This is a genomic window from Bradyrhizobium cosmicum (assembly GCF_007290395.2).
GTDB classification, from domain to species: domain Bacteria; phylum Pseudomonadota; class Alphaproteobacteria; order Rhizobiales; family Xanthobacteraceae; genus Bradyrhizobium; species Bradyrhizobium cosmicum.
The window spans coordinates 839,271-864,633 of the sequence record NZ_CP041656.2 but is presented as its reverse complement, the minus strand read 5'-3'; the positions used below and the strand labels follow the sequence as shown (position 1 = coordinate 864,633).

General features: G+C 64.9%; 25 protein-coding genes. 15 read left to right on the top strand and 10 right to left on the bottom strand.

Annotated elements, in window-relative coordinates; genetic code table 11:
- Nucleotides 1-12: 12 nt before the first annotated feature.
- Nucleotides 13-801 (bottom strand): methanethiol S-methyltransferase, encoded by a 789-nt coding sequence (gene mddA, locus FNV92_RS04035; RefSeq protein ID WP_168213362.1) that lies wholly within the window; start codon nt 799-801, stop codon nt 13-15.
- A gap of 133 nt (nt 802-934) precedes the next feature.
- Here mddA and FNV92_RS04030 point away from each other — a divergent pair, with 133 nt between their 5' ends.
- A complete protein-coding gene (locus FNV92_RS04030; protein ID WP_143842076.1) occupies nt 935-2,485 on the top strand; it encodes a winged helix-turn-helix domain-containing tetratricopeptide repeat protein in 1,551 nt (516 codons plus the stop codon).
- An 18-nt stretch (nt 2,486-2,503) separates the two neighbouring features.
- Here the strand turns inward: FNV92_RS04030 and irrA are convergent, their stop codons facing one another.
- Nucleotides 2,504-2,980 (bottom strand): iron response transcriptional regulator IrrA, encoded by a 477-nt coding sequence (gene irrA / locus FNV92_RS04025; protein ID WP_143842077.1) that lies wholly within the window; start codon nt 2,978-2,980, stop codon nt 2,504-2,506.
- Nucleotides 2,981-3,156: 176 nt separating this feature from the next.
- Here irrA and FNV92_RS04020 point away from each other — a divergent pair, with 176 nt between their 5' ends.
- Nucleotides 3,157-3,468 carry a hypothetical protein gene (locus tag FNV92_RS04020; protein ID WP_014439463.1) on the top strand — a complete coding sequence of 104 codons (312 nt, stop codon included), beginning with the start codon at nt 3,157-3,159 and terminating at the stop codon, nt 3,466-3,468.
- A gap of 9 nt (nt 3,469-3,477) precedes the next feature.
- On the opposite strand, the gene FNV92_RS04015 is transcribed toward FNV92_RS04020, so the two are convergent.
- Both FNV92_RS04015 and FNV92_RS04010 read right to left on the bottom strand, forming a co-directional pair.
- Nucleotides 3,478-4,047, bottom strand: coding sequence for a DUF2147 domain-containing protein (locus FNV92_RS04015; protein ID WP_143842079.1), 570 nt, complete (start codon nt 4,045-4,047; stop codon nt 3,478-3,480).
- A gap of 272 nt (nt 4,048-4,319) precedes the next feature.
- Nucleotides 4,320-4,949 carry a TetR/AcrR family transcriptional regulator gene (locus FNV92_RS04010; protein ID WP_143842081.1) on the bottom strand — a complete coding sequence of 210 codons (630 nt, stop codon included), beginning with the start codon at nt 4,947-4,949 and terminating at the stop codon, nt 4,320-4,322.
- Between the two features lie 215 nt (nt 4,950-5,164).
- On the opposite strand from FNV92_RS04010, the gene FNV92_RS04005 reads away from it, so the two are divergent.
- The 4 genes from FNV92_RS04005 to FNV92_RS03990 all read left to right on the top strand — a co-directional run bounded on the left by FNV92_RS04005 (nt 5,165) and on the right by FNV92_RS03990 (nt 10,351).
- The gene (locus tag FNV92_RS04005; RefSeq protein WP_143842083.1) at nt 5,165-6,715 is read left to right on the top strand and encodes an ABC transporter substrate-binding protein; all 1,551 of its coding nucleotides are present in this window, start codon (nt 5,165-5,167) and stop codon (nt 6,713-6,715) included.
- 206 nt (nt 6,716-6,921) lie between these two features.
- The gene (locus tag FNV92_RS04000; protein WP_014439459.1) at nt 6,922-7,893 is read left to right on the top strand and encodes an ABC transporter permease; all 972 of its coding nucleotides are present in this window, start codon (nt 6,922-6,924) and stop codon (nt 7,891-7,893) included.
- Nucleotides 7,890-8,729, top strand: a complete 840-nt coding sequence (locus FNV92_RS03995) for an ABC transporter permease (protein ID WP_041748019.1) — start codon at nt 7,890-7,892, stop codon at nt 8,727-8,729. The genes FNV92_RS04000 and FNV92_RS03995 overlap by 4 nt, the downstream gene beginning before the upstream one ends.
- A gap of 2 nt (nt 8,730-8,731) precedes the next feature.
- Entirely contained in the window at nt 8,732-10,351 is a 1,620-nt protein-coding gene (locus tag FNV92_RS03990) for an ABC transporter ATP-binding protein (RefSeq protein ID WP_168213363.1), read from the top strand.
- Nucleotides 10,352-10,368: 17 nt separating this feature from the next.
- On the opposite strand, the gene FNV92_RS03985 is transcribed toward FNV92_RS03990, so the two are convergent.
- Nucleotides 10,369-10,638, bottom strand: coding sequence for a hypothetical protein (locus tag FNV92_RS03985; protein ID WP_143842087.1), 270 nt, complete (start codon nt 10,636-10,638; stop codon nt 10,369-10,371).
- 338 nt (nt 10,639-10,976) lie between these two features.
- On the opposite strand from FNV92_RS03985, the gene FNV92_RS03980 reads away from it, so the two are divergent.
- The 3 genes from FNV92_RS03980 to FNV92_RS03970 all read left to right on the top strand — a co-directional run bounded on the left by FNV92_RS03980 (nt 10,977) and on the right by FNV92_RS03970 (nt 11,993).
- A complete protein-coding gene (locus FNV92_RS03980; RefSeq protein ID WP_168213364.1) occupies nt 10,977-11,150 on the top strand; it encodes a hypothetical protein in 174 nt (57 codons plus the stop codon).
- Entirely contained in the window at nt 11,147-11,356 is a 210-nt protein-coding gene (locus tag FNV92_RS03975; protein WP_014439455.1) for a hypothetical protein, read from the top strand. The genes FNV92_RS03980 and FNV92_RS03975 overlap by 4 nt, the downstream gene beginning before the upstream one ends.
- A 124-nt stretch (nt 11,357-11,480) precedes the next feature.
- On the top strand, nt 11,481-11,993 hold the full coding sequence (locus FNV92_RS03970) for a PaaI family thioesterase (RefSeq protein WP_143842088.1): 513 nt from the start codon (nt 11,481-11,483) through the stop codon (nt 11,991-11,993).
- A 19-nt stretch (nt 11,994-12,012) separates the two neighbouring features.
- Here the strand turns inward: FNV92_RS03970 and FNV92_RS03965 are convergent, their stop codons facing one another.
- On the bottom strand, nt 12,013-12,297 hold the full coding sequence (locus tag FNV92_RS03965) for a hypothetical protein (RefSeq protein WP_143842090.1): 285 nt from the start codon (nt 12,295-12,297) through the stop codon (nt 12,013-12,015).
- Nucleotides 12,298-12,415: 118 nt separating this feature from the next.
- Entirely contained in the window at nt 12,416-12,763 is a 348-nt protein-coding gene (locus FNV92_RS03960) for a hypothetical protein (RefSeq protein WP_143842092.1), read from the bottom strand.
- 122 nt (nt 12,764-12,885) lie between these two features.
- On the opposite strand from FNV92_RS03960, the gene FNV92_RS03955 reads away from it, so the two are divergent.
- The 6 genes from FNV92_RS03955 to FNV92_RS03930 all read left to right on the top strand — a co-directional run bounded on the left by FNV92_RS03955 (nt 12,886) and on the right by FNV92_RS03930 (nt 22,844).
- Entirely contained in the window at nt 12,886-13,206 is a 321-nt protein-coding gene (locus FNV92_RS03955; RefSeq protein ID WP_143842094.1) for a hypothetical protein, read from the top strand.
- 223 nt (nt 13,207-13,429) lie between these two features.
- On the top strand, nt 13,430-14,155 hold the full coding sequence (locus tag FNV92_RS03950) for an outer membrane protein (protein ID WP_014439450.1): 726 nt from the start codon (nt 13,430-13,432) through the stop codon (nt 14,153-14,155).
- Nucleotides 14,156-14,323: 168 nt separating this feature from the next.
- Nucleotides 14,324-16,474, top strand: a complete 2,151-nt coding sequence (locus FNV92_RS03945; RefSeq protein WP_143842096.1) for a methyl-accepting chemotaxis protein — start codon at nt 14,324-14,326, stop codon at nt 16,472-16,474.
- 134 nt (nt 16,475-16,608) lie between these two features.
- The gene (locus FNV92_RS03940) at nt 16,609-17,670 is read left to right on the top strand and encodes an MBL fold metallo-hydrolase (protein ID WP_014439448.1); all 1,062 of its coding nucleotides are present in this window, start codon (nt 16,609-16,611) and stop codon (nt 17,668-17,670) included.
- Nucleotides 17,671-17,894: 224 nt separating this feature from the next.
- Complete coding sequence (hemA, locus tag FNV92_RS03935; protein WP_143842097.1) at nt 17,895-19,124, top strand: 5-aminolevulinate synthase; 1,230 nt, start codon at nt 17,895-17,897, stop codon at nt 19,122-19,124.
- A gap of 210 nt (nt 19,125-19,334) precedes the next feature.
- Entirely contained in the window at nt 19,335-22,844 is a 3,510-nt protein-coding gene (locus tag FNV92_RS03930; protein ID WP_143842099.1) for a PAS domain-containing hybrid sensor histidine kinase/response regulator, read from the top strand.
- 6 nt (nt 22,845-22,850) lie between these two features.
- On the opposite strand, the gene FNV92_RS03925 is transcribed toward FNV92_RS03930, so the two are convergent.
- The 3 genes from FNV92_RS03925 to FNV92_RS03915 form a co-directional block, all read right to left on the bottom strand.
- The gene (locus tag FNV92_RS03925; protein WP_143842101.1) at nt 22,851-23,675 is read right to left on the bottom strand and encodes an SDR family NAD(P)-dependent oxidoreductase; all 825 of its coding nucleotides are present in this window, start codon (nt 23,673-23,675) and stop codon (nt 22,851-22,853) included.
- Nucleotides 23,676-23,692: 17 nt separating this feature from the next.
- Nucleotides 23,693-24,256, bottom strand: coding sequence for a cytochrome P460 family protein (locus FNV92_RS03920; RefSeq protein ID WP_143842103.1), 564 nt, complete (start codon nt 24,254-24,256; stop codon nt 23,693-23,695).
- A 71-nt stretch (nt 24,257-24,327) separates the two neighbouring features.
- The gene (locus FNV92_RS03915; RefSeq protein WP_143842105.1) at nt 24,328-25,356 is read right to left on the bottom strand and encodes an alpha/beta fold hydrolase; all 1,029 of its coding nucleotides are present in this window, start codon (nt 25,354-25,356) and stop codon (nt 24,328-24,330) included.
- Nucleotides 25,357-25,363 lie beyond the last annotated feature (7 nt).

The following is a 25,363-nucleotide window of genomic DNA, read 5'->3' as shown; positions in this document are numbered from 1 at the left end:
AAGACGCGCGAACTATACCGACCTGCGCCAGGGAATAAGCATCGACACCCGTTGTTTGTACTGCCGGTATTCGTCGCCGAAGAGTTCGACGAGGTCGTGCTCCTCCAGCGCGATGCCGACGAAGATGTAGATCGTGGTCACGGCCGCGAACAGCAGATGGCCCACTGTCATGACCGGCGCTGCCCAGAACGCGATGATGAAGCCGAGATAGATCGGGTGACGCACGAAATTGTAGAGCATCGGCGTCTTGAAGCGCGTCGGCGCCGCCTCCTTGCCGACGAGATGGTTGGTCACCTGATGCAGGCCGAACAACTCGAAATGGTTGATCATGTAGGACGAGGTGAACACCAGCACCCAGCCTGCAAAGGAGAGCGTGACCAGCGTCACGGCGAGATCGGGATTCTCCACATCCCATATGACCGTGGGCATCGGGCGCCACTGCCAGAACAGGAGCAACAATGACAGGCTCGCAAACAGCACATAGGTGCTCCGCTCGACCGGCTTGGGCACGAACTGCGTCCACCACGCCTTGAAGCGCTGGCGCGCCATCACGCTGTGCTGAACGGCGAACAGCGTCATCAGCAGCAGATTGACGATGACGGCTTCAGCCGCCGGCGTGTCGGTTCCGGTGTCGATGGTCTTCGGCACCACCAGCCCCATGACGAAGCCGATGGCGTAGAGAATGGTGACGAAAAACACGAGATATGCCGCAATTCCGTACAGAAAGGCGATGAACTTGAAAATACGAGAGCCCGCAACCTCCGGGCCGATGGAATCAGCATGGTGATCAATTTGGGTCATAGAACGCTCCGTTGTGCCGGGGCATCGGCACTGTTTGGTCTTCGCACCATGCCGGACCGGAGTGCCCCAGGCTTTCGCGGACGGTTGATTTTCGCCTGAGACGACTTTGATTTTTGCTTGAGACGACAGAAACGTGCGATTTGTCTTTGAAAACAACGTGCTCGACGGCGACCTGCGGGAGCTCACCTGCGGCGGCGCAGCTGTGCCGTTGCAGCCGCAAGTGTTCGATCTCCTGCTCTATCTCGTCGCGCAGCGCGCCCGAGTGGTCAGCAAGGATGACCTGATCAGCGAGATCTGGAGCGACCGCATCGTCTCGGATTCAGCGCTGAACAGCCGGATCAACGCCGCGCGCAAGGCGCTCGGCGACGACGGCGCGACTCAGCGGCTGATCAAGACCATCCCGCGCAAGGGCTTTCGTTTCGTCGGCGACGTCCGGGAAGAATCGGCAGGCATGCTTGCGCCAGCCGAACCCGCGCCTGCCCCGGCGCGCATCGCGGCGGACCGCCCGGGAATCGCAGTGCTCGCCTTCGAGAACATGAGCGGCGATCCCGCGCAGGAATATTTCGGCGACGGGATCAGCGAAGACATCCTCACCGCACTGTCGAAGCAGCGCTGGTTCATGGTGATCGCCCGCAACTCGTCCTTCACCTACAAGGGGCGCGCGGTCCATATCAGGCAGATCGCCGAGGAGCTCGGGGTCCGCTACATCGTCGAGGGCAGCGTGCGCAAGGCCGACAACCGCGTGCGCATCACCGCGCAGCTCAACGACGCCACCACCGGCGGCCATCTCTGGGCCGAACGCTACGACCGCGAGCTCGTCGACGTCTTCGCCGTGCAGGACGAGATCACCAACGCGATCGCCGCGGCAATCGAGCCGCAGATCCATGCGGCGGAGAATTTCCGCAGCCATCGCAAGCCGCCCGCGAGCCTCGACGCGTGGGACCTGCTGATGCGCGCGCTGTCGCACTATTGGCGCGTGACGCGGCAGGATCATGGAGCCGCGCAAGCACTGCTCGAGCGCGCCATCGCGATCGATCCGGACTACGGCCAGGCGCTGGCGGTGCTGGCGGCGAATCACATGTTCGGCGTGCATCTCGGCTGGGCCGAGCTTGCCGCGGTCGCGCCGGTGGCGGAGGCCGCAGCGCTCGCCGCGGTCCGCTGCGACCACGAGGATGCCTGGGCGCATGCCGCGCTCGGCAGCGTCTGCTTTTCGACGCGAAGGCTTGCGGACGCGCTCTCCGAGTTCGAGCAGGCGCTCGCGCTCAACCCCAACTTCTCGCTCGCGCAGGGCTATTACGCGCTGGCGCTGTCCTATGCCGGACGATCCGCCGAATCGTTCGAGGCGGCACAACGGGCGATCCGGCTCTCGCCGCGCGATCCGTCGCTGGCGATCTATCACGGCATCGCCGGCTATGCGCGCTTCACGGAGCGGCGCTACCTCGAAGCGATCGCACTGGCGCGTGAGGCGATCCGCCACCGCGGCGACCTCACCGGCGCCTATCGCGTGCTTGCGGTGTCCGCCGGCATGACCGGCGACAGCCTGCTCGCGGAGACGGCGCTGGGCGAACTCCGTCGCACCCAGCCCAACATCTCGCTGCACTGGATCGCGACGCAACTGCCGTGGGCCAATGAAGCCGATCGCGACCACTATCTGGAGGGGTTCCGGCGCGCGGGATTGCGGTAGACGGCCGTCAGGCCCCGGCTACATCAGGCGCTTCCGCCGCAGATGGACGATGACGTCGAGCCGTGTGATCTCGTGTCCGGGAAGCGGGGCCGGCACGGTGAAGGCAAGCCCGCCGGCGACGTCGACCAGGATATCCTCACCCTCCAGATAGAAGTGCGGATGCACCGATGTATTGGTGTCGAAGAACGACTTGATCCCGTCAGCGGCGATCCGGCGCAGCAGACCGGCATCGGTGAACTGGTTCAGCGTGTTGTAGACGGTCGCGAGCGACAGTCGCAGATTGGCGGCCGTCGCCTCGTCATAGAGGCCCTCCGCGGTGACGTGACGGTGAGCGCCGAGCAGCAGCATCCGGGCGAGCGCCAGACGATGACGCGTCGGCCGGAGGCCGGCATCGCGAAGCAGTTGCGCGCAGCGCGCCGCGGCCTCGTCCGCGGGAGGGATGGCGAGGTCGTCTGAATCTGAATCCGTTTCGGGGAGGCTGGAAAGGACATCCATCGCCGATGCACTCGCACTTGACCGGGGAACGCGAAGCTTGACGCGTTTCGTCATCAGATCGCAGCAGCGGCGGCCAGGCTTTGATCCGGATCAAATTCGCAGCGTCCGCCTCTGACCTATCGCAAGGCGGCCCGGCTCGTTCCCGGCCAGAATGACTTGATATTGATGAGGCTGACATGTCCAAGCCGGTTCCCGACAAGGCAGAGATCGCGCTCGAATATCCCGACAAGTTCTATGTCGGCACGTTCGAGCATTCATCCCGGTTCGAGGCGCGTCTCGACGGCAGCGGCGTTGCGCTGGTGCTGCAGCACCCGGGCGCGACAGACGAACGCAAATCGGTGCATCTGCACCTCAATTTCGGCCTGCTCGCCGGCATCCTGCGCGAACTCGCGGGCAGCGTCGCCGCCCTCCCCAAGGACGACATCGCGCACCGTGAGCAACTGGTCGAGGCGCTTGCCGAATTGCAGCGAGCGCTGCGGACGTCCTGAAGCCCCGCCCTACTTCGCTTTCGCCTGCATCGGCTTCGGGGCCAGCACGGCGGCCCATTCCCTGTCCGCGCGCGGGCCGTTGAGATCGCCGGTCAGGCCGACGAGCTGGCCGGGCTGGACGTCGAGGGTCTGCTGCCAGGTCTGGGTCTGGCACAGCAGCTTGATCAGGCAGCCCTTGAGCTTGAGGCGGTCGGCGGAGTCGCGCCACAGCGAGACCGAATACAATTTGCCGTCCTCGGCGTTGTAGATCTCGCCGGCAAAGTGCCCGTCGGGCGTCGCCTGCAGGCCCATGATGAGTTGATGGCCGCGCAGCGTACGGGCCCGCTTGTCGGGATCTGGATTCTCCTTGTCGCGATAGGGCTGGCCGTGCTTGTCGGCCGGCTCCTTCATCCAGACGATGAAGCCGCAGATGCGGTCGCGCGACGGCCCGCAGCGCTCGAGCCGGACGCGGGCGCGGCCGTCCTCGACGAGCCAGGTGCCGCTGGGATCGGCCTGCGCGCCCACGCCGGCTCGCCCTCCCAGAACCATCATCACGATCGTGATCGCGACGCGCAGCAGAAAGCGAAGGAGAAAGTTCATCGGCAGCACCTTTCGTTGGTTGGGTCGCGGCGTCAGTTCAGTTGCGGCGCTCGGGACAGGCGATGGCGACCGCAACCGCCTTCAGGGACCAGACGCGGCTGCGGCGCTCACCAACGCCGGCCCATGGCATCGTCCGGGGCCATGTCAGAAGCCTCGGGCCGTCTCAGTGTTTCCATTTATAAAACCGACTGGACGGTTTGTAAACTCCGCGTGGCACATTTGGCCGCAGGCGCGGATTTGGGCAGTCGCAGGCAGGACTTCGTAACGATGAATCAGCTGCGCTTGCGCGGGGTCGCTGCCTTCGCTGCGCCGGATCTCGCCGGGCGGGGGGCTGCCGGCTGTTCGAGGCCGGTCCACTGCTTGTCGTCGAGCAGCCGCGCAAACAGCCGATCATGCTCCGCCTTGCTGAGTGGAGACATGCCGAACAGGCCGCTCAGCAGCAGGCCCCTCGCCGCCGCCCAGCGCAACAGCGCCAGATCCGGATCGGCCGCCTCGGCCTTGATCGCCGCAACACGCTTCATCTCGCGCTCGCGCGGCAGCGACATCAATTCCGGATTTTCGACCATGGCCGCAACCAGCGCCAGCGCCGCCGAATTCGGCGCACTGGCGGCTTCCCGCACGGTCGCAAGCTGGGTGGCAAGTTCGGGGTTCACAGACGTCGCGCCCACTTTGGCGTGATAATCGTTCGAAAACTCCTCGAAATGCGCCATCTGCCGATCGAGCAACGCCTTGAGCACCGCCTCCTTGGTGCGGAACTGATGCATCACGCCGCCCTTGCTCAGGCCGCTCTCGCGCGCGATCGCATCGAGCGTCAACCGGCCGGGCCCGTCACGCGCGATGATCGCGATCGCCGCCTCGAGCGCGGCGTTGCGGGACCGTTCGGAGCGTGTGGCATTGTCCATGGCCGACTTGTCTCCGCGGCAAGATCATGAATCAAGTGAAAACAGGACGCGCTGTACATTTTTTGTGCGAACGCTGTCGAGACTTTCATCTTGCGGCGCCGAATGAGACTGTGTGAGCCTCGATATCGGATGGGGACTGGGATGGGCCTGCCGTAGCTTTGCGCGCCATGACGTGCGAAGCGTTTGCGGCTGGTCTCGCTTGAGAAAGATACGACATGTCAAAACGAGTGTTGCTTGGTGTCCTTCTGGCTTGCGGCCTCACGGCCTCGGCACTGGCGCAAGAGCCGAAAACAGGGGGTGTGATCAACGCGGTGATCCAGCCCGAGCCGCCCGGCCTGATGCTTGCGATGATCCAGAACGGTCCGACCCAGATGGTGTCAGGCAACATCTTCGAGGGCCTGCTTCGCTACAGCCCCAAGCTCGAGCCGCAGCCGGAGCTCGCCGAGAGCTGGAGCGTCAGCGAGGACGCCAAGACCTATACTTTCAAGCTCAGGAAGGGCGTTACCTGGCATGACGGCAAGCCCTTCACCGCCGCGGACGTGCTGTTCTCGATCGAGATGCTGAAGCAGACCCACGCCCGCGCCCGCACCAACCTCGCGCAGGTCGACAAGGTCGAGGCGCCGGACGACTACACGGTGGTGTTCACGCTGAAGCAGCCGTTCGGCCCGTTCCTCGGCATCTTCGAGGTGGGCTCGATGCCGATGGTGCCGAAGCATCTCTATGAAGGCACCGACTTCAAGACCAACCCTTACAACAACGCGCCGGTCGGCACCGGCCCCTTCATGTTCAAGGAATGGCAGAAGGGCTCGTTCATCCGCCTGGTCAAGAACCCGAACTATTACGAGAAGGGCAAGCCCTATATCGACGAGATCTACTGGCAGATCATCCCCGACGCAGCCGCGCGCTCGGTGGCCTACGAGACCGGCAAGGTCGACGTGCTGCCCGGTGGCTCGGTCGAGAACTTCGACGTGCCGCGGCTGTCCAAGCTGAAGGACACCTGCGTCACCGGCGCCGGCTGGGAGTTCTTCTCGCCGCTGGCCTGGCTGTGGCTGAACAACCGTCAGGGTCCGCTCGCCGACAAGCGGGTGCGGCAGGCGATCATGTATGCGATCGACCGTGACTTCGCCAAGGACGTGATCTGGAACGGGCTCGGCAAGGTTGCGACTGGCCCTTCGTCCTCGGCCATCAAGTACTACACCGACGACGTGAAGAAATATCCGTACGATCCGGCCAAGGCCAAGGCCCTGCTGAAGGAAGCCGGCTACAAGGGCGAGAAGATCCGACTGTTGCCGCTCGCCTATGGCGAGACCTGGCAGCGCTGGGGTGAAGCGGTGAAGCAGAACCTCATGGACGTCGGCATGAACATCGAGACCATCGCCACCGACGTTGCCGGCGGCAACCAGAAGATCGGCGACTGGGACTACGACATCGCCTTCACCTACCTCTACCAGTACGGCGACCCGGCGCTCGGCGTCGGCCGTAACTACATCTCCAGCAACATCGCCAAGGGCCAGGTGTTCAACAACGTCGAGGGTTACTCCAACCCCGAGATCGACAAGCTGTTTGCCGATGGCGCCGTCGCGACGCCGGACTCCAAGCGCAAGGAGATCTACGAGAAGGCGCAGAAGATCCTGGTCGAGGACGTGCCGGTGGCCTGGATGCTCGAGCTGCAATTCCCGACCATCACCCGCTGCAAGGTCAAGAACCTGATCACCACCGGGATCGGCGTCAATGACGGCTTCAAGGACGCATGGCTCGACAAGTGACGAGCTGGTTCTTCACCTCTCCCCGCTTGCGGGGAGAGGTCGAATATGCGCAAAGCGCATATTCGGGTGAGGGGAAGTCTCCACGAGTCCAATTCTCACCGCCCTCGCGGAAAGTCCCCCTCACCCCACCCCTCTCCCCGCAAGCGGGGCGAGGGAGCGCACCGCTCCCGTGGCCAAGGGTCACGTTACCTTATAAGAACCTCTAGATGCTCTCCTTCGTCGCTCAGCGTGTCGTGAAGGGCGTGATCGTCCTGCTCGCGATCGTCGTCCTCAATTTCTTCCTGATCCGCCTTGCGCCAGGCGACCCCGCGGTCGTGATGGCTGGCGAGGCCGGCGCCAGTGACCAGGTCTTTGTCAAGCAACTCCGGGAAAAGTTCGGTCTCGACAAGCCGCTGCCCGAGCAGCTCTTCATTTACGTCAAGGGCGTCGTCACCCTCGATCTCGGCTTCTCCTTCCGTCAGCAGGCGCCGGTCGTGAAGCTGATCGCCGAGCGGCTGCCGGCGACGCTGCTGCTGACGCTGACGGCCTTCGCGATCTCGCTGATGCTCGGCGTGCTGTTCGGAACGTTTGCCGCGCGCTTTGCCGGGACGTTTCTCGATACCGCCATCACCGTCTTTGCGCTGATCTTCTACGCCATGCCGATCTTCTGGGTGGCGCTGATGGGCATCCTGCTGTTCTCGGTCACGATGGATTGGCTGCCGAGCTTCGGCTACGAGACCGTCGGCGCCAACCTCACCGGCTTCGCGCACGCGCTCGACGTCGGTGCGCACCTGATCATGCCGGCAATGACGCTCGGCCTGTTCTTCATGGCGACCTACACCCGCATGACGCGCGCCTCGATGCTGGAGGTCAAGCGGCTCGACTTCGTCAAGACCGCGCGTGCAAAGGGCCTGACCGATGCCGTGATCCAGCGCCGCCATGTGCTGCGAAACGCGCTGCTGCCCGTCGTGACGCTCGCCGGCGTGCATTCGGGCACGCTGATCGGCGGCGCCGTCATCACCGAGACCGTGTTCGCCTGGCCCGGTATCGGGCGCCTGATGTACGATGCGCTGCTGCAGCGGGACTACAATCTGCTGCTCGGCGTCTTCGTAATCTGCTCGGCCATGGTCCTGATCTTCAACCTCATCACCGACCTCGTCTATCGCCTGGTCGATCCGCGCATCGAATTCGCCTCATGAAACAGTTCTGGAAATCGATGCTCCGCAGCCCGAGCGGCGTCATCGGGCTCATCATCCTCCTGCTCGCGATCTCGGTCGCATTGTTCGGGCCGATGCTGTTCCCGAATTCGCCCTGGCGCATGGTGCAGCGGCCGTTCCTGCCGCCTTTCACGCTCTCGACCGTGCCGCTCGGCACCGACGCGCTCGGCCGCGACGTCTTCGCCGGCATGATTTTCGGCGCACGCGTGTCGCTGCTCGTGGGCCTGGTCTCGACACTGGTGGCGCTGGTGGTCGGCGTGCCGATCGGCGCCATGGCCGGCTATTTCGGCGGCAAGGTCGACGACGCCCTGATGCGCTTCACCGAGTTCTTCCAGACCATTCCGAGCTTCGCGCTGGCGATCGTGCTGGTCGCGATCCTGCAGCCGTCGATCTACTCCATCGTCGCCTCGATCGCGGTGGTCAGCTGGCCGCCGGTCGCCCGCCTCGTCCGCGGCGAGGTGCTGTCGCTGCGCACGCGCGAATACGTCCAGGCCGCCGTCGTCACCGGCCAGAGCAACACCTGGATCATCCTGCGCGAGATCCTCCCCAACGCGCTGTCGCCGGTGATCGTGCTGGCCTCGCTGATGGTGGCGACCGCGATCCTGCTGGAATCCTCGCTGGCCTTCCTCGGCCTGGGCGATCCCAATCTGATCTCCTGGGGCTACATGGTCGGCGCCGGCCGCACCGTGATCCGCCAGGCCTGGTGGATCACCGTGTTTCCCGGCGTCGCCATCCTGATCTCGGTGCTCGGCCTCAACCTGATCGGCGAGGGCCTCAACGATGCGCTCAATCCGCGCCTGTCGCGCGAGGGGCGTTGACCATGGCCGCGCCAGCCACCGTTTCCATCAAGAACCTGCAGATCGCACTGCCCCAGGGGGCCGAGCGTCCCTTCGCGGTGGATGGTATCTCGCTCGACCTGAACGCCGGCAAGATCGTCTGCGTCGTCGGCGAGTCCGGCTCCGGCAAATCGATGTGCGCGCATGCGCTGTTGGGCCTGTTGCCCGACACGGTCTCCACTACTTCCGGCGAGATCATGTTCGAGGGCCGCGACCTGCTCAAGCTCGACGAGGACGGCTGGCGCGATCTGCGTGGCCGCAGGCTCGCGATGATCTTCCAGGAGCCGATGACCGCGCTCAATCCGTTGATGCGGATCGGCGACCAGATGGCGGAAATGTTCGAGGCCCACGGCCTGCTGACGCCGAGAGAGCGGCGCGCCAAGGCATTGTCGCTCGCGCGCGAGGTCGGTCTGCCCGACCCTGAACGAATCGTTCGCGCCTATCCGCACCAGCTGTCCGGTGGCCAGCGCCAGCGCGCCATGATCGCGATGGCGCTCGCACTCGAACCGGCCGTGCTTGTCGCGGACGAGCCGACCACCGCGCTCGATGTCACCACGCAGGCGCAGATCCTCAAGCTGATCCGCAACCTGCAGCGCAACCGCAACATGGCGGTGATGTTCATCACCCATGATTTCGGCGTCGTCGCCGACATCGCCGACCAGGTCGTGGTGCTTCGCCATGGCAAGGTCGTGGAGGAAGGCCCCGCCGCGACCGTCTTCAACAACCCGCAGCACGACTACACCAAGGCGCTCCTCGCCGCAGTGCCGTCGATAGACCCGCCGGCACGCCAGCCGCTCGACGACCAGGCCAGGGCCGTCGAGGTCATCGGGCTGGACAAGACCTACGTCACTTCAGGCGGCTGGTTTCGAAAGGAACGCCGCGTCGACGCCGCGCGCGAGGTCAATTTCAACATCCTCAAGGGCGAGACGCTCGGCCTCGTTGGCGAATCCGGCTCCGGCAAATCGTCGGTGGCGCGCCTCGTCATGCGGTTGATCGAGGCCGACCGCGGCACGGTGTGGATCGGCGACACCGAACTCACCTCGCTCTCTGGCAAGGCGCTGCGCGCCGAACGTCATCGTATCCAGATGATCTTCCAGGACCCGTTCGCCTCGCTCAACCCGCGGCGCAAGGTCGGTCACATCATCGCCGACGGCCCGATCGCAGCCGGCACCGACCCGAAGGTCGCCTTCGACCGCGCCCGCGATCTCCTGAAGATGGTCGGCCTGGACGCCGGCGCGCTCGACCGCTACCCGCACGAATTCTCCGGCGGCCAGCGCCAGCGCATCGGCATCGCGCGCGCTCTCGCGCTCGAGCCCGAGATCATCGTCGCCGACGAAGCCGTCTCCGCGCTCGACGTCTCCGTCCAGGCACAGGTCCTGAGGCTGCTCGAGGATCTCAAGGCGCGCCTTGGCCTGTCGATGCTGTTCATCACCCATGATCTGCGCGTCGCCGCTCAAATCTGCGACCGCATCGCGGTGATGCAGCGCGGCGTGATCGTCGAGCTGAAGCCGACCGCGCAGCTGTTCGCCGCGCCGGAGCACGCCTATACGCGCGAGCTGCTGGCCGCGGTGCCGGGACGCAAGGAACGCGCGCCGGCGGCGTGAGCGAGTAGTCGCGGCAGCTACCTCGCCGGTGGATTGGTGCTATTCCAGGTTGGGACGGAGTTGGTGACGCCGACCGACGGCTGAGTAGATGTTCCGACCGACGGCGCCGTCACCGTCCCGACGGTCTGCCCGGAACTTCCAATCGTGCCTTGCTGCACCGGCGCTCCGGGGGTGCTGTGCGTGCTGTTTTGTGCGCCCGTTCCCGATGTCTGCGCGCTTGCGGCGAATGGGGACGCCGCAAATCCGACGGCGATGAGGGCGGCAATAGAACGTTTCGTTCTCGTCATGGCTAGTCCTTTCGAGGCGGTCCCTCGATTGCGCCGGCCATTCAGTTGTCGAACGGCTCGAGCAATGAGCAATTCAATAACTTCACACAGGCGGGAATGTGCCGCATCTGGTCCTGGCTGCCGGTCTCAACACTCCGTTACGATGCCGCGAGGGCACGCACCGGCCGTAGCAGGACGGCGCATTTGCGCGGTGTTCATCCCACCCGTAGTCGTACGGTCACGGGCATTTTATCCCTTGTGACCGCGTGCACAGCTGAAAAACAGAAGCCGCCACCCCACCTCAGCATGGAATGATTTCCGTCATTTGATGATGGATCTAGCGATCTATTGGAGCCGACATGGGCCAGGTTATTCAGTTTGTCTCGAAGTCCGAACGCGAGCGCATTCGCCTCATCCAGGAGGCGCGGGCGATCTATGACAGCATCTTTCCGCCGGCTGATCCGGCGGACGCGCGGCAGGACACGGCATCGATCGGCCGCGTGGTCGGCGGAGATGTGGGAAATCTGGCGTGATCAAGATCGTCGCGGTGCTGTGCAGCCTTTCCTCGCCAGCGAATTGTCACGAGCAGATCGTCACCACATCGGACTTCGCCAATGTCTCGATGCAGTCCTGCCTGATGGGCGCGCCGCAGCTCGCCGAATGGATGAGCCAGCATCCGGCCGAGCGGCTGGCGGGATGGCGCTGCGTGTTCGGTCAACAGACCGGCCGGGGCGCCTGAGCCCGGAGATCCTTCGACGGAAACAGCGCGCGGTCCGGTTGGTCGCGCCGAGAGCTGTCCTTTGACTCCGCCACGCCCCTCATAATATGATATTTATCATCTTATTGAGAGTTTGGGGCTGGCGATGGCTGACGACACATCCGGCAAGCAGGCGGCAGAATATGGCGTCGTACCGATCGAGGTGATGGCAGCGATGCCGGGGCTCGACTTCGTCCGCGCGATCTTCGCACGGCAATTGCCGGAGCCGCCGATCATGCAGACCGTCGAGCCGTTCGACTGCACGGCCGAACCCGGCGTGGTCACGATTCACAGCGTGCCGGGCCTGCGTCACTACAACCCCATCGGCTCGGTGCACGGCGGCTATGCCGCGATCCTGCTGGATTCAGCGATGGGGCTTGCGGTGCAGACCACGCTGCCGGCGGGCACCGGCTACACGACGCTGGAATTCAAGATCTCGTTCGTGCGCGGCATGAGCGAGGCCAGCGGGACGATCCGCACCGAAGGCCGCGTGCTGAACGCCGGCCGCCGCGTCGCCACCGCCGAAGCGCGCATCACCGACACGAAGGGCCGGCTGCTCGCGCATGCGACGACGACCTGCCTTGTGTTCGGCATTGAAAAGGGCGGCGCGGAAGGCTGACGAGCGGCGCGATCGCTCATCATCGCGGATTGGTGTTGCTCCAGGTCGGGACCGCGTTGGTCACGCCGACCGACGGCCAATTGTACGTTCCGATCGATGGCGCCGTAACGGTGCCGACCGTCTGTCCGGACGATCCGTAGGACGCCCTCGGCTGCGCCGCCAGCGATCCGGCTCCGCCATAGGCCGGGGCCACCGTACGCGTGCTGTAATAGCGGCCAGACCGGTGCTTCTTCGCTTTGGCCGCGAAGGGAGCAAGCAGTCCGGCAGTGATGAGTAAGGCAATCGCGAGTTTGACGCTTGTCATGGCTTATCCCTCCGTGGCCAGGGCCCCTCGTGCCAAGTGTTCATCCTTCGGCAGATTTCCATAGGCACGCGTTCATAACTCCGTGCGCGCGCGTATGTGCCGAAGCAACGGCACGAGGTCACCGTCGTCGCGGCCGGCACGCGTGACGGCCATGACGTTCCTTCACGGATGCAACCGAATGCATCAGTTCCTTGAAGACCGACACCGCCTTGTCATCGCCGAGGGCGCTGTCGCCGAGCGCTTCCAGATGCTCGATGACCACGAGCAGCGCATCTCCGATCTGGCCGATCTGCTTGCCATAGCTGCCGACATCCGACAGCAGATCCTTCTCGACCTCCGGTGCCGAGGATTGCCCGACCGTGATGTTGACGAGACCGAACTGGCCGCCGGTCGGGCTGAAGAACGACGTGATCGGGTTGATCGACTGCACGACGTCCCCCGACAAGGGCAGCTTGAACACGGGCATGGGATATCCCTTCGCTGACGCTGAACCGGCCGCGGAAGACTAGCACGGTCATGGCCGCCTTCGGATGGACCCGAATCAGCGCTAGTGCATTGCCTTCAGCGACTTCCCTGGACGCACACCGCATGACCGGCGCCGAACTTAAGCAACTTCGCAACGACCTCTCCGACGCGCTCGCGCGCCAGCTCACCGCGGCCGACATGGCCAGGCTTTGCGGGTTGCCGGAGAAGGGCGGCGCCGACACCATCCGGCGCTGGGAGGTCAGCGGGCCGACCGTGGAGGCGACCAAGGTGCTGCGCGTGCTCGCGATGGCGAGCGAGCGCTATCCGATCCTGGAGAAGTTCGACATCTTCGATCGGCACGACGTGCGCGAGGAAGACCGGCCCGCCAAGCGCGCGGCCTTCCGCGAGCAGATGCGCGATGAGGCGCGGCGGCGTCTTGGTTAACGAAAGGCGCGCACAAGTTACCCGAGGCTTGCGAAGTTAAGCCTTCCTTCACCACTTCTTAAGCCGCCATTAAGCACAAAAATCATTTACAACCCAATAAGTTAGCTTAGCCGTGGCTGTGCCATGGATGTGACAGCATTTTCGTCAAAAGCGAGCTATCTGCAAAACCAATGACGGCGCGGACGGCGCCTTCCGGGGACCTAGAGTGTTGGAGTTGAAGACCATGAAGAAGATTCTGTTTGCGACCGTCGCACTGCTCGTGGTGGGCGCTGCCGCACCGGCGATCGGTGCCGATCTCGGTAACCGCAACTACTACAAGGCGCCCGCGCCGGCCTACGCCGCGCCGATCTACAACTGGACCGGCTTCTACCTCGGTGCGCATCTCGGCGGTGCGTTCTCCAGCGACAACAATTTCAACGGCCTCTCCACCGGTAACAACGGCAACGGCCGTTTCCTCGGCGGCGTGCAGGTCGGTGCGGACTGGCAGTTCAACCCGAACTTCGTGGTCGGCGTCGAAGGCCAGTATTCCTGGCTTTCCGGCAGCGTCGGCGCGGTGTTCCCGGGCGGCGTTGCCTACACCAACGACCAGCGTGGCCTCGGCTCGATCACCGGCCGCGTCGGCTACACCTGGGGTCCCGGCCTGCTCTACGTGAAGGGCGGCTACGCCTATTCCGACAACAACGAGAAGGTGACCGTCGGCGGCGTGCCGACCGGCTTCATCATCGATGGCGACCACCGCAACGGCTACACCGTCGGTGCCGGCCTCGAATACATGTTCGCCCCGAACTGGTCGGCCAAGGCCGAGTACCAGTACTACAATTTCGGCGACGCGCATTTCACCGCGGGCCCACTGGCGGGCACCGGCAACTTCACCACCGACGACCACACCATCAAGGCGGGCCTCAACTACCGCTTCAACTGGGCCAACTCGGCGGTCGCGCGCTACTGATCGCGCCCGACGAAAATCTCCTGCATCACCAAGGGCCGGCAATCTGCCGGCCCTTTCTTTTTTCGCTATGCGGAACAGATGCAACCGATTGTGCAACTTGCGATTTTTTAACCCGGGCTGAGGATACTCCACCGCGAAAATATAAAGATCACGAGTGGGGGAATTCCGATGGCGATCCGTCTGGGCCGTGTTCTTGGCCGTCTCAAGCCTCGTTTCAAGATGCCAAGGTGGGGCGTGCGCGGCAGCCTGTTCGCCGCTTTCGCCTTGATCGCCGGCATGGGCCTCGTGATCGCAGCCGGCGCCGGCTTCGTCTTCAATCATCTTGGCGCGACCATGATGGATCTGAGCGGCCGCGACATCCCGCGCCTCTCCGCCAGCCTCCAGCTCGCCTCGCAGAGCGCAACGCTCGCAGCCCAGGGCCCGGGCCTTTTGGCATCGCCCTCCGATGAGGCGCTGAACGAGCGCACCAAGAGCGTGAAGGACATCCAGCAGCTCGCCATGGCGAAGCTCGGCGAGATCATCGAGCTCGGCGCCGACAAGCAGACCGCGACCGCGCTGCAGGACACCGCCAAGAGCATCGACGAGGCGACCCAGAGCCTGGTTTCGGCGGCCCGCGAACGGCTCGACACCGGCGCACTGCACGACAAGCAATACGAAGCGCTGCGCAAGGCCCAGCTCGCCTTCGTCGGCGCGGCCGGCCCCGCGATGCTCGATGCACAGACACGTCTGAACGCGATTTTGAGCGCGGCGGAAGTCTCCGCCGACGATGCCACCGAGGCCGCCCGCACCGTCGCCCAGATCTCGATGGTCTCCGCCAACGGCAATCTGATGGCCGCCGACATGATGGCAGCGCTCTCGGCTACCAACAGCGACACGCTGGAAGTGATCGAGAAGGAATTCAAGGCGACGCGCGACCGCGTCAAGTCGAACCTCGAGGACCTGCCCAAGGTGGCCTCGATGCAGGCGATGCGTGACGCCGTGCAGAAGCTGTTCGCCTTCGGCGAAGGCAAGACCGGCGTGTTCAAGATCCGCCAGAAGGAGCTCGACTCCATCGACTACGGCCAGACCATCCTGGACGAGACCCGCAAGCTCAATGTCGGCCTCGGCATCAGCGTGCAGCAGCTCGTCGAGGGTGTGCAGAAGGAGACCAACGCGTCGACCTTCCAGGCGCGCCAGGAAATCTCGTTCGCCACCACCGCGATGCTGGCGCTGGGCGCCTTGATGCTGGTCGGCTCGGCGCTGTTCGTCTGGCTTTATGTCGGCCGCAACATCCTGCGCCGGATCGGCGCGCTGCATCAGTCCATGCAGCTGCTCGCGAACGGCGACCTCGAGACCGAAACCTACCGCTCCAAGAACCACAACGATGAAATCTCGGTGATGGCGAACACGCTGCAGGTGTTCCGCGAGAGCATGATCGAGGCCCGCGCGATGTCCAGCGAGCAGGACAAGGACCGCGCGGCCAAGGCCGAGCGTGCCGCGCGCATGGAAGCCAGGATCGCAGAGTTCGAGAGCACGGTGCGCAATGCGCTCGACAATCTCGCGCAGTCGGCCAATTCGATGCAGTCGACCGCGCAGAGCATGTCGAACACCGCGGACCAGTCCAACGCATTGGTGAACGCGGTCGCTTCCGCCGCGGAGGAGACCTCGGTCAACGTGCAGACGGTGTCGGCCGGCACCGAGCAATTGTCGTCCTCGATCGCCGAGATCAGCCGCCAGGTGGTCACCTCGGCGGAGATCGCCAAGAAGGCGGTCGACGAGGCCGGCGCGACCGACGCCACGGTGCAGAGCCTCGCCGACGGCGCGAGCCGCATCAGCGTCGTCGTCGACCTGATCCAGACCATCGCCTCGCAGACCAATCTGCTCGCACTCAACGCCACCATCGAGGCGGCGCGCGCGGGCGAGGCCGGCCGCGGTTTCGCGGTGGTCGCGTCCGAGGTGAAGAGCCTCGCGAGCCAGACCGCGAAGGCAACGGAAGAGATCCGCACCCAGATCGCCAGCATGCAGTCGGTCACGACCTCGGCAGTCGGCGCCATCCAGGGCATTGGCCGGATCATCGGCGAGATCAACGATGTCACGACGACGATCGCGGCCGCGGTCGAGGAACAGGGCGCGGCCACCCGCGAGATCGCCCGCAACATCCAGCATGCCGCCGGCGGCACCAGCGAGGTTTCGAGCAACATCGTGGGCGTCTCCACGGCATCCGCCGAGGCCGGTACTGCGGCGAGCCAGGTGCTGGGTGCCTCCGACGCACTCCGCCGCGAAGCCGACCTGCTGCGCGGCGAGATCGATGCGTTCCTCAACAACATGCGGGCGGCGTAGGCCGCCGTCCCGCAGCCCGGGTGGCGAACGCAATCCGGGCTACGGAAAACGGCCCGGGAATGACCGCTATGCGGGCAGCGCCTCGCGTCCTTTTTCGGCTGGCGCGCCGCGCGCGGTGGGTTTAAGCCGATAACATGAACGCGAAAACCGACACCGCGCAGTCCTCGGCCGAGGCACTGCGGTACCCCTGGGACCAGCATCCCGGCCCCGAAGAGGTCGTGGAGGTCCGGCCCGGCGTGTTGTGGGCGCGGCTGAAATTGCCGTTCCGCCTCAACCACGTGAACATCTACCTGCTCGCCGATGGCGACGGCTATGCGATGATCGACGCCGGCTTCGGCAACGAGGAAACCATCGAGGCCTGGACCAGGCTGTTCGAGGGACCGCTGAAGGGCGTCAACATCACGCGCCTGATCGTCACGCACTCGCACCCTGATCATGTCGGCCTTGCGGGCTGGATCGTCGACCGCTTCAACTGCCCGTTGGTGATGTCGCAGGTCGAATATCTGCAATCGGTCTATCATCAGAACCGCGGCACCGAAGAACGGCGCGAGGCGCAGCGGCTGTTCTTCCGCCGCCACGGCATGGACGAGTCGCTCACCGAAAAACTGCTCGGCCGCGGCCAGGATTATCTCAAGCGTGTCTCGGTGCTGCCGCCGTCCTACCGCCGCATCTCGCATGGCGACGAGGTCGTGATCGGCACACGCCGCTTCAAGGTGATCACCGGGGGCGGCCACGCGCTCGACCAGGTGATGCTGTATTGCGCCGACGACAAGCTGTTCCTCTCCGCCGATCAGGTGCTCAGCAAGATCTCGCCGAATGTCAGCGTGTGGGCGGTCGAGCCCGACCAGAACTCGCTCGGCGAATATCTGGCCTCGCTCGCAAGCCTCACCACCACGCTGCCCTATGACCTGCTGGTACTACCCGGCCACGGCGTGCCGTTCTACGGATTGAAGACCCGCATCAAGCAGCTCGCCGACCATCACGAGGAGCGCTGCAGCCTGATCGCGGAAGCCTGCCGCGAGGTGCCGCAGACCTCGCGTGCCCTGGTACCTGTCGTGTTCAACAAGCACGTGCTGGACGAGCACCAGATGGGTTTTGCCGCCGGCGAGCTCGTCGCCCACGTCAACTACATGATCGTCGAGGGCCGGCTGACGGCCGAGACGAAGGACGGCGTGCTCCAGTTCAGGACGACATGAGCCTTCGCCTCTCCCCGTAAGAACGCGGAGAGAGAGAGACGGATGGTGCAGAGCAATATTGCCATCTCGCGCGAACTTGATCGGGATCAAGTTTCAAATCGCACGATAGGGCATTTTGCCCAAATGCCCCTCGTGGCCAAATGTGGGATAGCGCATAGACATTGGAGCTGGAAAAGCTCTAAGAAGATGCGACCCTTGGTCCGGTTCCGTTGCAGGTTTCGCCGATGGATTACGCCCAGTTCTTCAATTCCGCCCTTGATCGCCTCCACTCCGAACGGCGCTATCGCGTGTTCGCCGACCTCGAGCGGATCGCCGGCCGGTTTCCGCATGCGCTCTGGCATTCGCCCAAGGGCAAGCGCGACGTCGTGATCTGGTGCTCCAACGATTATCTCGGCATGGGCCAGCACCCGAAGGTGGTCGGCGCCATGGTCGAGACCGCGACGCGCGTCGGCACCGGCGCAGGCGGCACCCGCAACATCGCCGGCACGCATCATCCGCTGGTGCAGCTCGAGGCCGAGCTGGCCGATCTCCACGGCAAAGAAGCCGCGCTGCTGTTCACCTCGGGCTATGTCTCGAACCAGACCGGCATCGCGACCATCGCCAAGCTCATTCCGAACTGTCTGATCGTGTCGGACGAGCTCAACCACAATTCGATGATCGAAGGCATCCGCCAGTCCGGCTGCGAGCGCGTCGTGTTCCGCCACAACGACCTCGCCGACCTCGAGGAGAAGCTGAAGGCTGCGGGTGCGAACCGGCCGAAGCTGATCGCCTGCGAGAGCCTCTATTCCATGGACGGCGACGTCGCCCCGCTCGCGAAGATCTGCGATCTCGCCGAGAAGTACAACGCGATGACCTATGTCGACGAAGTTCATGCCGTCGGCATGTACGGACCGCGCGGCGGCGGCATCGCCGAACGTGACGGCGTCATGCATCGGATCGACATTCTCGAAGGCACGCTGGCCAAGGCGTTCGGCTGCCTCGGCGGCTACATCGCCGCCAACGGCCAGATCATCGACGCCGTGCGCTCCTATGCGCCGGGCTTCATCTTCACCACCGCGCTGCCGCCGGCGATCTGCTCGGCCGCGACCGCGGCGATCAAGCACCTGAAGACCTCGAACTGGGAGCGCGAGCGCCACCAGGACCGCGCCGCGCGCGTCAAGGCGATCCTCAACGCCGCCGGCCTGCCGGTGATGTCGAGCGACACCCACATCGTGCCGCTGTTCATCGGCGATGCCGAGAAGTGCAAGCAGGCCTCCGACCTGCTGCTCGAAGAGCACGGCATCTACATTCAGCCGATCAATTATCCGACGGTCGCCAAAGGCACCGAACGGCTGCGCATCACGCCCTCGCCCTATCACGACGACGGCCTGATCGATCGGCTCGCCGAAGCCCTCTTGCAGGTGTGGGACCGCTTGGGTCTGCCGCTGCGCGAAAAGTCGCTGGCCGCGGAGTAGGCTTCGCTCTCACCCTCCCCTGGAGGGGGAGGGTAAGAGCCGGCCGCTCGCCGACCACCTTAACGACACCTGCAGTTCCCGGCTCCACCCGGCATTTCGCTGTCGCTTGCGCCTGCCCAACGCGCTAGATTTGCTGAGAAAATGAGACCGGGCGCGACTGCGCCTTGAGAACGTCGGGCGCTGCCGCGCCTTGGGAGAAGCACGCTCGCCATGCTGCACGACTGGGGCGTGATCGCCGCCGCCTTCGGCTATATCGGCTTCCTGTTCCTGGTGGCGAGCCATGGCGACCGCCGCTCGCCGGCCGGGCGCGGCCGCGCGTCCGGGCTGATCTATCCGCTGTCGCTGGCGATCTACTGCACTTCCTGGACCTTCTTCGGCTCGGTCGGCTTCGCCACTCGCACCTCGACCGACTTCCTGGCGATCTATGTGGGCCCGATCTTGATGATCGGTCTCGGCGCCGGCGTGCTCCGCCGCGTGATCCAGCTCGCCAAGGCCCACAACATCACCTCGATCGCCGACTTCATCGGCGCGCGCTACGGCAAGAGCCAGGCGGTGGCGGCGACCGTGGCGCTGATCGCGATCATCGGCTCGGTGCCCTACATCGCGCTCCAGCTGAAGGCGGTCGCGTCATCGCTCGAAACCATCCTGAGCGAGGACCAGGCCTTCTCCCACATCCCGATCGTCGGCGACGTGGCGCTGATGGTGACGCTGGCGATGGCAGCCTTCGCCGTGCTGTTCGGCACCCGGCAGACCGACGCCACCGAGCACCAGCACGGCCTGATGCTGGCGGTCGCGACGGAATCCATCATCAAGCTGGTCGCCTTCCTCGCCGCCGGCATCTTCGTCACCTTCTGGATGTTCTCGCCGCACGAGCTGATCGAGCGCGCGATGAAGACGCCGGAGGCGGTGCGTGCCATCAACTATTCGCCGTCGATCGGCAACTTCCTCACGATGACGCTGCTGTCGCTGTGTGCGATCATGCTGCTGCCGCGCCAGTTCCATGTCAGCGTCGTCGAGAATTCCAGCGACGCCGAGGTCGGCCGCGCGCGCTGGCTATTTCCGCTCTATCTCGTTGCCATCAACCTGTTCGTGATCCCGATCGCGATCGCCGGCCTGGTCAGCTTTCCGTTCGGCGCGGCGGATCCCGATATGTACGTGCTGGCGCTGCCGATGGAAGGCGGCGCGGACCTGCTGAGCGTCGCCGTGTTCGTCGGCGGCCTGTCGGCGGCGACCGCGATGGTGATCGTCGAATGCGTCGCGCTCTCCATCATGGTCTCGAACGACCTCATCGTGCCGCTGGTGCTGCAGCGGCGGCCGGAGGGACGCACCGGCGGCGCCGATTTCAGCGACTTCCTGCTGCGCTCGCGGCGGCTTGCGATCTTCGCCATCATGGTGATGGCCTATTTCTACTACCGCGCGCTCGGCAACACCCAGCTTGCCGCGATCGGCCTGCTCTCCTTTGCCGCCATCGCGCAGCTTGCACCGAGCTTCTTCGGCGGGCTGCTGTGGCGGCGGGCGACCGCGCGCGGCGCCATCGGCGGCATGCTCGTCGGCTTCGCGGTGTGGCTCTACACGCTGTTCATCCCGAGCTTCATGGACTCCTCGACGTCGGGCATCCTGCTGCTCCAGCACGGCCCGTTCGGGATCGAGGCACTGCGGCCGCAGGCGCTGTTCGGCGCCGATCTGCCGCCGCTGATGCACGGCGTGATCTGGTCGCTGTCGCTCAATGTCCTCACCTATGTCTTGTTGTCGCTGGCGCGCCGGCCATCATCGATCGAGCTGGTGCAGGCCGATCTGTTCGTGCCCAACACGCTCGCGCCGATCTCGCCGAGCTTCCGGCGCTGGCGCACCACCGTGACGGTGCAGGACATCCAGACCACGGTCGCGCAATATCTCGGGCCCGACCGCGCGCGGCATTCGTTCGAGGCCTTCTCCGCGCGGCGCAATGTCCGGATCGAGCCCGGGGCACCCGCCGATTTCGAGCTGCTGCAACATGCCGAGCACCTGATTGCCTCCTCGATCGGGGCCGCGTCCTCGCGCCTCGTGATGTCGCTGCTGCTGCGCAAGCGGACTGTCTCCGCCAAGGCCGCGCTGAAACTGCTCGACGATTCTCACGCAGCGCTGCACTTCAACCGCGAGATCCTCCAGACCGCGCTCAACCATGTCCGGCAGGGCATCGCGGTGTTCGACGCCGATCTGCAGCTGATCTGCTCCAACCGGCAGTTCGGCGACCTCCTCAACGTGCCCCCGCATTTCATTCAGTTCGGCACGCCCTTGCGCGAGATCCTGGAATTCATGGGCGTGAGCGATCCGGATGATCCGGCCGGGCGCGAAGCGATGATCGAACGGCGGCTCGCGGCCTACACCACCGAGGGCGAGCCCTATCTCGAACGCCTGCCGGAACGCCACATGGTGATCGAGGTACTCACCAACCGCATGCCCGGCAGCGGCTTCGTCATTACCTTCACCGACGTTACGCCCACCTTCGAGGCGGCCGAAGCGCTGGAACGCGCCAACGCAACTCTGGAAAAGCGCGTGCGCGACCGCACCGAGGAGCTGACGCGGCTGAACTCCGAACTCGCATTGGCCAAGAGCGCCGCGGAAGACGCCAGCATCTCCAAGACGCGCTTCCTCGCCGCCGCCAGCCACGACATTCTCCAGCCGCTGAACGCGGCGCGGCTCTACGTCACGAGCCTGGTCGAGCGCCAGCACAGCGGCGAGGAAACACGGCTGGTCGAGAACATCGACGAATCGCTCCAGGCGATCGAGGAGATCCTCGGCGCGCTGCTCGACATCTCCAGGCTCGACGCCGGCGCGATGACGACCTCGATCTCGAGCTTCAAGATGGCCGATCTGATGCGATCGCTGGAGATCGAGTTCGCACCGATCGCGCGCGCCAAGAATCTGGAGCTCGCTTTCGTGCCCTGCTCGCTGCCGGTCGAGTCCGATCGCCTGCTGCTGCGGCGCCTGCTTCAGAACCTGATCTCCAACGCGATCAAATACACCCCGCGCGGCCGCGTGCTGGTCGGCTGCCGCCGCCAAGGGCCCTCGCTCAAGATCTGCGTCTACGACACCGGCGTCGGCATCCCCCTGGTCAAGCGCGGCGAGATCTTCAAGGAATTCCACCGCCTGGAGCAGGGCGCGCGGATCGCACGCGGGCTCGGGCTTGGGTTGTCGATCGTCGAGCGGCTGGCGCGCGTGCTCAACCACGGCATCGCCATCGACTCCAATACAGGCGGCGGCTCGGTGTTCTCGGTGACGGTGCCGACGGCAAAGGCGATCACCCACACCGCCGCGGTGACCAGCGCGACGCCGCTGGCGCGCACGCCGATCTCGGGCGCCCTGATCGTCTGCATCGAGAACGACGCCGCGATCCTCGACGGCATGCGCACGCTGATGAAAGCCTGGGACGCCGAGGTGATCGCGGTCACGGATCCCGAAGGCGCCATGGCTGCCATGGAGGCCGCCGGCCGCCGCGTCACCGGCCTGCTCGTCGACTATCATCTCGACCGCGGCAACGGCATCGCTGCGATCCGAGACATCCGCCGCCGCTTCGGCGACACCATCCCCGCGATCCTGATCACCGCCGATCGCAGCCCTGCCGTTCAGGTCGCCGCGCGCGACGAGAGGATCGCGGTACTCAACAAGCCGGTGAAGCCGGCGTCGCTGCGCGCCCTCCTCGGACAGTGGCGCACACAGCAGATGGTGGCGGCGGAGTGAAACGCTTCAGTAGTCCGTCGACACGCTGAGTGCGCGCCAGCTCTCGAGCTCTTCGAGGCGTTGCCGGTCAGTCGCGGAGATGGCGTTGACGGCATCGCTGCCGAGCGCGATGCGCAAGGGTGGCCGATCCATCCCGACGAGCTTCAGGAGAACTGCTGCCGCCTTCGCGGGGTCGCCGGGCTGACGGCCGTCGTAGTCTCGCTGCATCCTGACAGCGGCGCCGACGACGGCATCATACTCGGCACGCCCCTCTCCGGCCGCGTGCGCGGTCTGCGCGAAGCCGGTCCTGAAGCCGCCGGGCTCGACAATCGTCACGTGCACGCCAATCAGCGCCATCTCGCGCGCCAGCGATTCCGAGAAGCCCTCGACGCCCCATTTCGCCGCGGAATAGGCGGCGCGGGCGGGAGCACCGATCCGTCCGCCAACGGACGAGACCTGCACGATATGGCCGTGGCGCTGACGACGCAGCACGGGGATCGCCGCCTTGGTGACGATGATGGTGCCGATCAGATTGACCTCGATCTGCTGCCGAAAAGACGCCAGGCCGGTGTCCTCGACCGATCCGAGCTCGCCGTAACCGGCGTTGTTCACGACCACATCGATGTCGCCATACGCCTCCACGGCGAGACCGATTGCGGCCTGCGCGGCGGCATCATCGGTCACGTCGAGTCTTGTCAGCCGCAATCGCTCCCCGAAACGTTCACGCAAGGGTTCGAGCGGAACCGTGTCGCGCGCGGAAGCGACAACACGATTTCCCGCCGCGAGCGCGGCTTCCGTGAGCGCGCGGCCGAGTCCGCGCGAGCTGCCGCTGATGAACCAGGTCTTCGACACGATCGTTTCCGGGGGGTTCACGGCGCAAGCCGGGTGAATACGTAATCCCGGCTCTTGGCACGAGCTTCGTGACAGCCCCAGCAGGTGCGGTGCTGGGCTTCGTCGACCGGCTTGCCGTTGATGAAACGGCCGAAGCCCCAGCCGCCGGTCGCGGCATATTTTTTGGAATCCTTGACCATCACCTGCACGGTGGTGGCAGCGCCCGGAATCGTTGCGGATGCGAATTCCGGCGATTGCTTCCGCTTCCAGGCGCGCTTGACCAGCATGGTACCGTCGGGAAACGGAAGCTTTCCGGCCTGATAGGCGTCGATTGCGGTCTGGTTGCCGACGACAGCGCGAAGCTCGTCGAGCGGCGCGGCCTCTTCGGCCGGCGCGATCAACTCCCACTGCTTGTAGCCGGGCGGAATCGTGACACCGAAGATCGGCGACGCGTCGGGGTTCGCGCGCTCCACCGCCGCCTCCGCAAGCGCGATCGTGACGAGATACGGCACGCATGTCAGGAGAGCCACAATCAGAATCGCAGCGAGCACGATCACCGTCGGGAACGACGATCTTTCTTTTTCAGTTTCAGTCGACGCCATGATCTTTCACCAGGCTGGGATTAACGAATGTCCTCGGTCCAGCGCGGCCGGACCGAGGGGCTGACGATTACTCAAGCGCCGTCGGCGTCGATGACAGCCTTGGCAAAGGCCTGCGGTGCCTCCTGCGGCAAATTGTGGCCGACGCCGCCGGTGATCAGCCGGAATTCGTACCGCCCAGAAAACTTCTTGGCATAGGCGCTGGGGTCGGGGTGCGGCGCACCGTTGGCGTCGCCTTCCATCGTGATCGTCGGGACGTTGATGACTGGAGCTGCCGCAAGCTTCTTTTCAAGCTCTTCGTATTTCGCTTCACCCTTGGCGAGCCCGAGCCGCCAGCGGTAATTGTGGATCGTGATCGCGACATGGTCCTTGTTATCGAGTGCGGCTGCGCTGCGGCCGAAGGTCGCGTCGTCGAACTTCCACTGCGGCGAAGCCAGTTTCCAGATCAGCTTTGCGAAATCATGTGTGTATTTCTCGTATCCGGCACGGCCGCGCTCGGTCGCGAAGTAGAACTGGTACCACCATTGCAGCTCAGCCGATGGCGGCAGCGGCGCATTGCCCGCGGCCTGGCTGGAGATCAAATAGCCGCTGACCGAGACCAGCGCACGGCAGCGCTCCGGCCATAGCGCCGCGATGATGTCGGCGGTGCGCGCGCCCCAGTCGAAGCCGGCGACGACCGCCTTCTTGATGTCGAGCTTGTCCATCAGCGCGATGATGTCCGCCGCCATGGCCGCGGGCTCGCCATTGCGTAGCGTCTCGCCGGAGAGGAAAAGCGTCGAGCCGTAACCGCGCAGATAAGGAATGATCACGCGATAGCCGGCCTTGGCGAGGATCGGCGCGACATCGACAAAGGCGTGAATGTCGTAGGGCCAGCCATGCAGCAGGATCGCGACGGGACCGTTTGACGGGCCGGCCTCGGCATAGCCGACGTTGAGAACACCGGCGTCGATCTGCTTGATCGTGCCGAACGACGCATTCGATACCGACGACCTTGGCGCTTCCGTCTCGGCGCGGGCGAAGTCGACGATGCCGAGACCGACAGCGACGGTTCCCGCGGCGACGCCGAAGAATTTGCGGCGATGCTGGTCGATGATCTGCTTCATGCTGGTG

Bases quoted from the DNA above. Each gene is read 5' to 3' on its own strand.
- FNV92_RS04005 (WP_143842083.1), top strand. From the start codon at position 5,165: ATGTCAAAACGAGTGTTGCTTGGTGTCCTTCTGGCTTGCGGCCTCACG.
- FNV92_RS04015 (WP_143842079.1), bottom strand. From the start codon at position 4,047: ATGAACTTTCTCCTTCGCTTTCTGCTGCGCGTCGCGATCACGATCGTG.
- FNV92_RS03990 (WP_168213363.1), top strand. From the start codon at position 8,732: ATGGCCGCGCCAGCCACCGTTTCCATCAAGAACCTGCAGATCGCACTG.
- FNV92_RS03980 (WP_168213364.1), top strand. From the start codon at position 10,977: ATGGGCCAGGTTATTCAGTTTGTCTCGAAGTCCGAACGCGAGCGCATT.
- FNV92_RS03965 (WP_143842090.1), bottom strand. From the start codon at position 12,297: ATGACAAGCGTCAAACTCGCGATTGCCTTACTCATCACTGCCGGACTG.
- FNV92_RS03995 (WP_041748019.1), top strand. From the start codon at position 7,890: ATGAAACAGTTCTGGAAATCGATGCTCCGCAGCCCGAGCGGCGTCATC.
- FNV92_RS03920 (WP_143842103.1), bottom strand. From the start codon at position 24,256: ATGGCGTCGACTGAAACTGAAAAAGAAAGATCGTCGTTCCCGACGGTG.
- FNV92_RS03945 (WP_143842096.1), top strand. From the start codon at position 14,324: ATGGCGATCCGTCTGGGCCGTGTTCTTGGCCGTCTCAAGCCTCGTTTC.
- hemA (WP_143842097.1), top strand. From the start codon at position 17,895: ATGGATTACGCCCAGTTCTTCAATTCCGCCCTTGATCGCCTCCACTCC.
- FNV92_RS03930 (WP_143842099.1), top strand. From the start codon at position 19,335: ATGCTGCACGACTGGGGCGTGATCGCCGCCGCCTTCGGCTATATCGGC.
- FNV92_RS04010 (WP_143842081.1), bottom strand. From the start codon at position 4,949: ATGGACAATGCCACACGCTCCGAACGGTCCCGCAACGCCGCGCTCGAG.
- FNV92_RS03970 (WP_143842088.1), top strand. From the start codon at position 11,481: ATGGCTGACGACACATCCGGCAAGCAGGCGGCAGAATATGGCGTCGTA.
- FNV92_RS04000 (WP_014439459.1), top strand. From the start codon at position 6,922: ATGCTCTCCTTCGTCGCTCAGCGTGTCGTGAAGGGCGTGATCGTCCTG.
- FNV92_RS04020 (WP_014439463.1), top strand. From the start codon at position 3,157: ATGTCCAAGCCGGTTCCCGACAAGGCAGAGATCGCGCTCGAATATCCC.
- FNV92_RS03940 (WP_014439448.1), top strand. From the start codon at position 16,609: ATGAACGCGAAAACCGACACCGCGCAGTCCTCGGCCGAGGCACTGCGG.
- irrA (WP_143842077.1), bottom strand. From the start codon at position 2,980: ATGGATGTCCTTTCCAGCCTCCCCGAAACGGATTCAGATTCAGACGAC.
- mddA (WP_168213362.1), bottom strand. From the start codon at position 801: ATGACCCAAATTGATCACCATGCTGATTCCATCGGCCCGGAGGTTGCG.
- FNV92_RS03985 (WP_143842087.1), bottom strand. From the start codon at position 10,638: ATGACGAGAACGAAACGTTCTATTGCCGCCCTCATCGCCGTCGGATTT.
- FNV92_RS03950 (WP_014439450.1), top strand. From the start codon at position 13,430: ATGAAGAAGATTCTGTTTGCGACCGTCGCACTGCTCGTGGTGGGCGCT.
- FNV92_RS03960 (WP_143842092.1), bottom strand. From the start codon at position 12,763: ATGCCCGTGTTCAAGCTGCCCTTGTCGGGGGACGTCGTGCAGTCGATC.
- FNV92_RS03915 (WP_143842105.1), bottom strand. From the start codon at position 25,356: ATGAAGCAGATCATCGACCAGCATCGCCGCAAATTCTTCGGCGTCGCC.
- FNV92_RS03955 (WP_143842094.1), top strand. From the start codon at position 12,886: ATGACCGGCGCCGAACTTAAGCAACTTCGCAACGACCTCTCCGACGCG.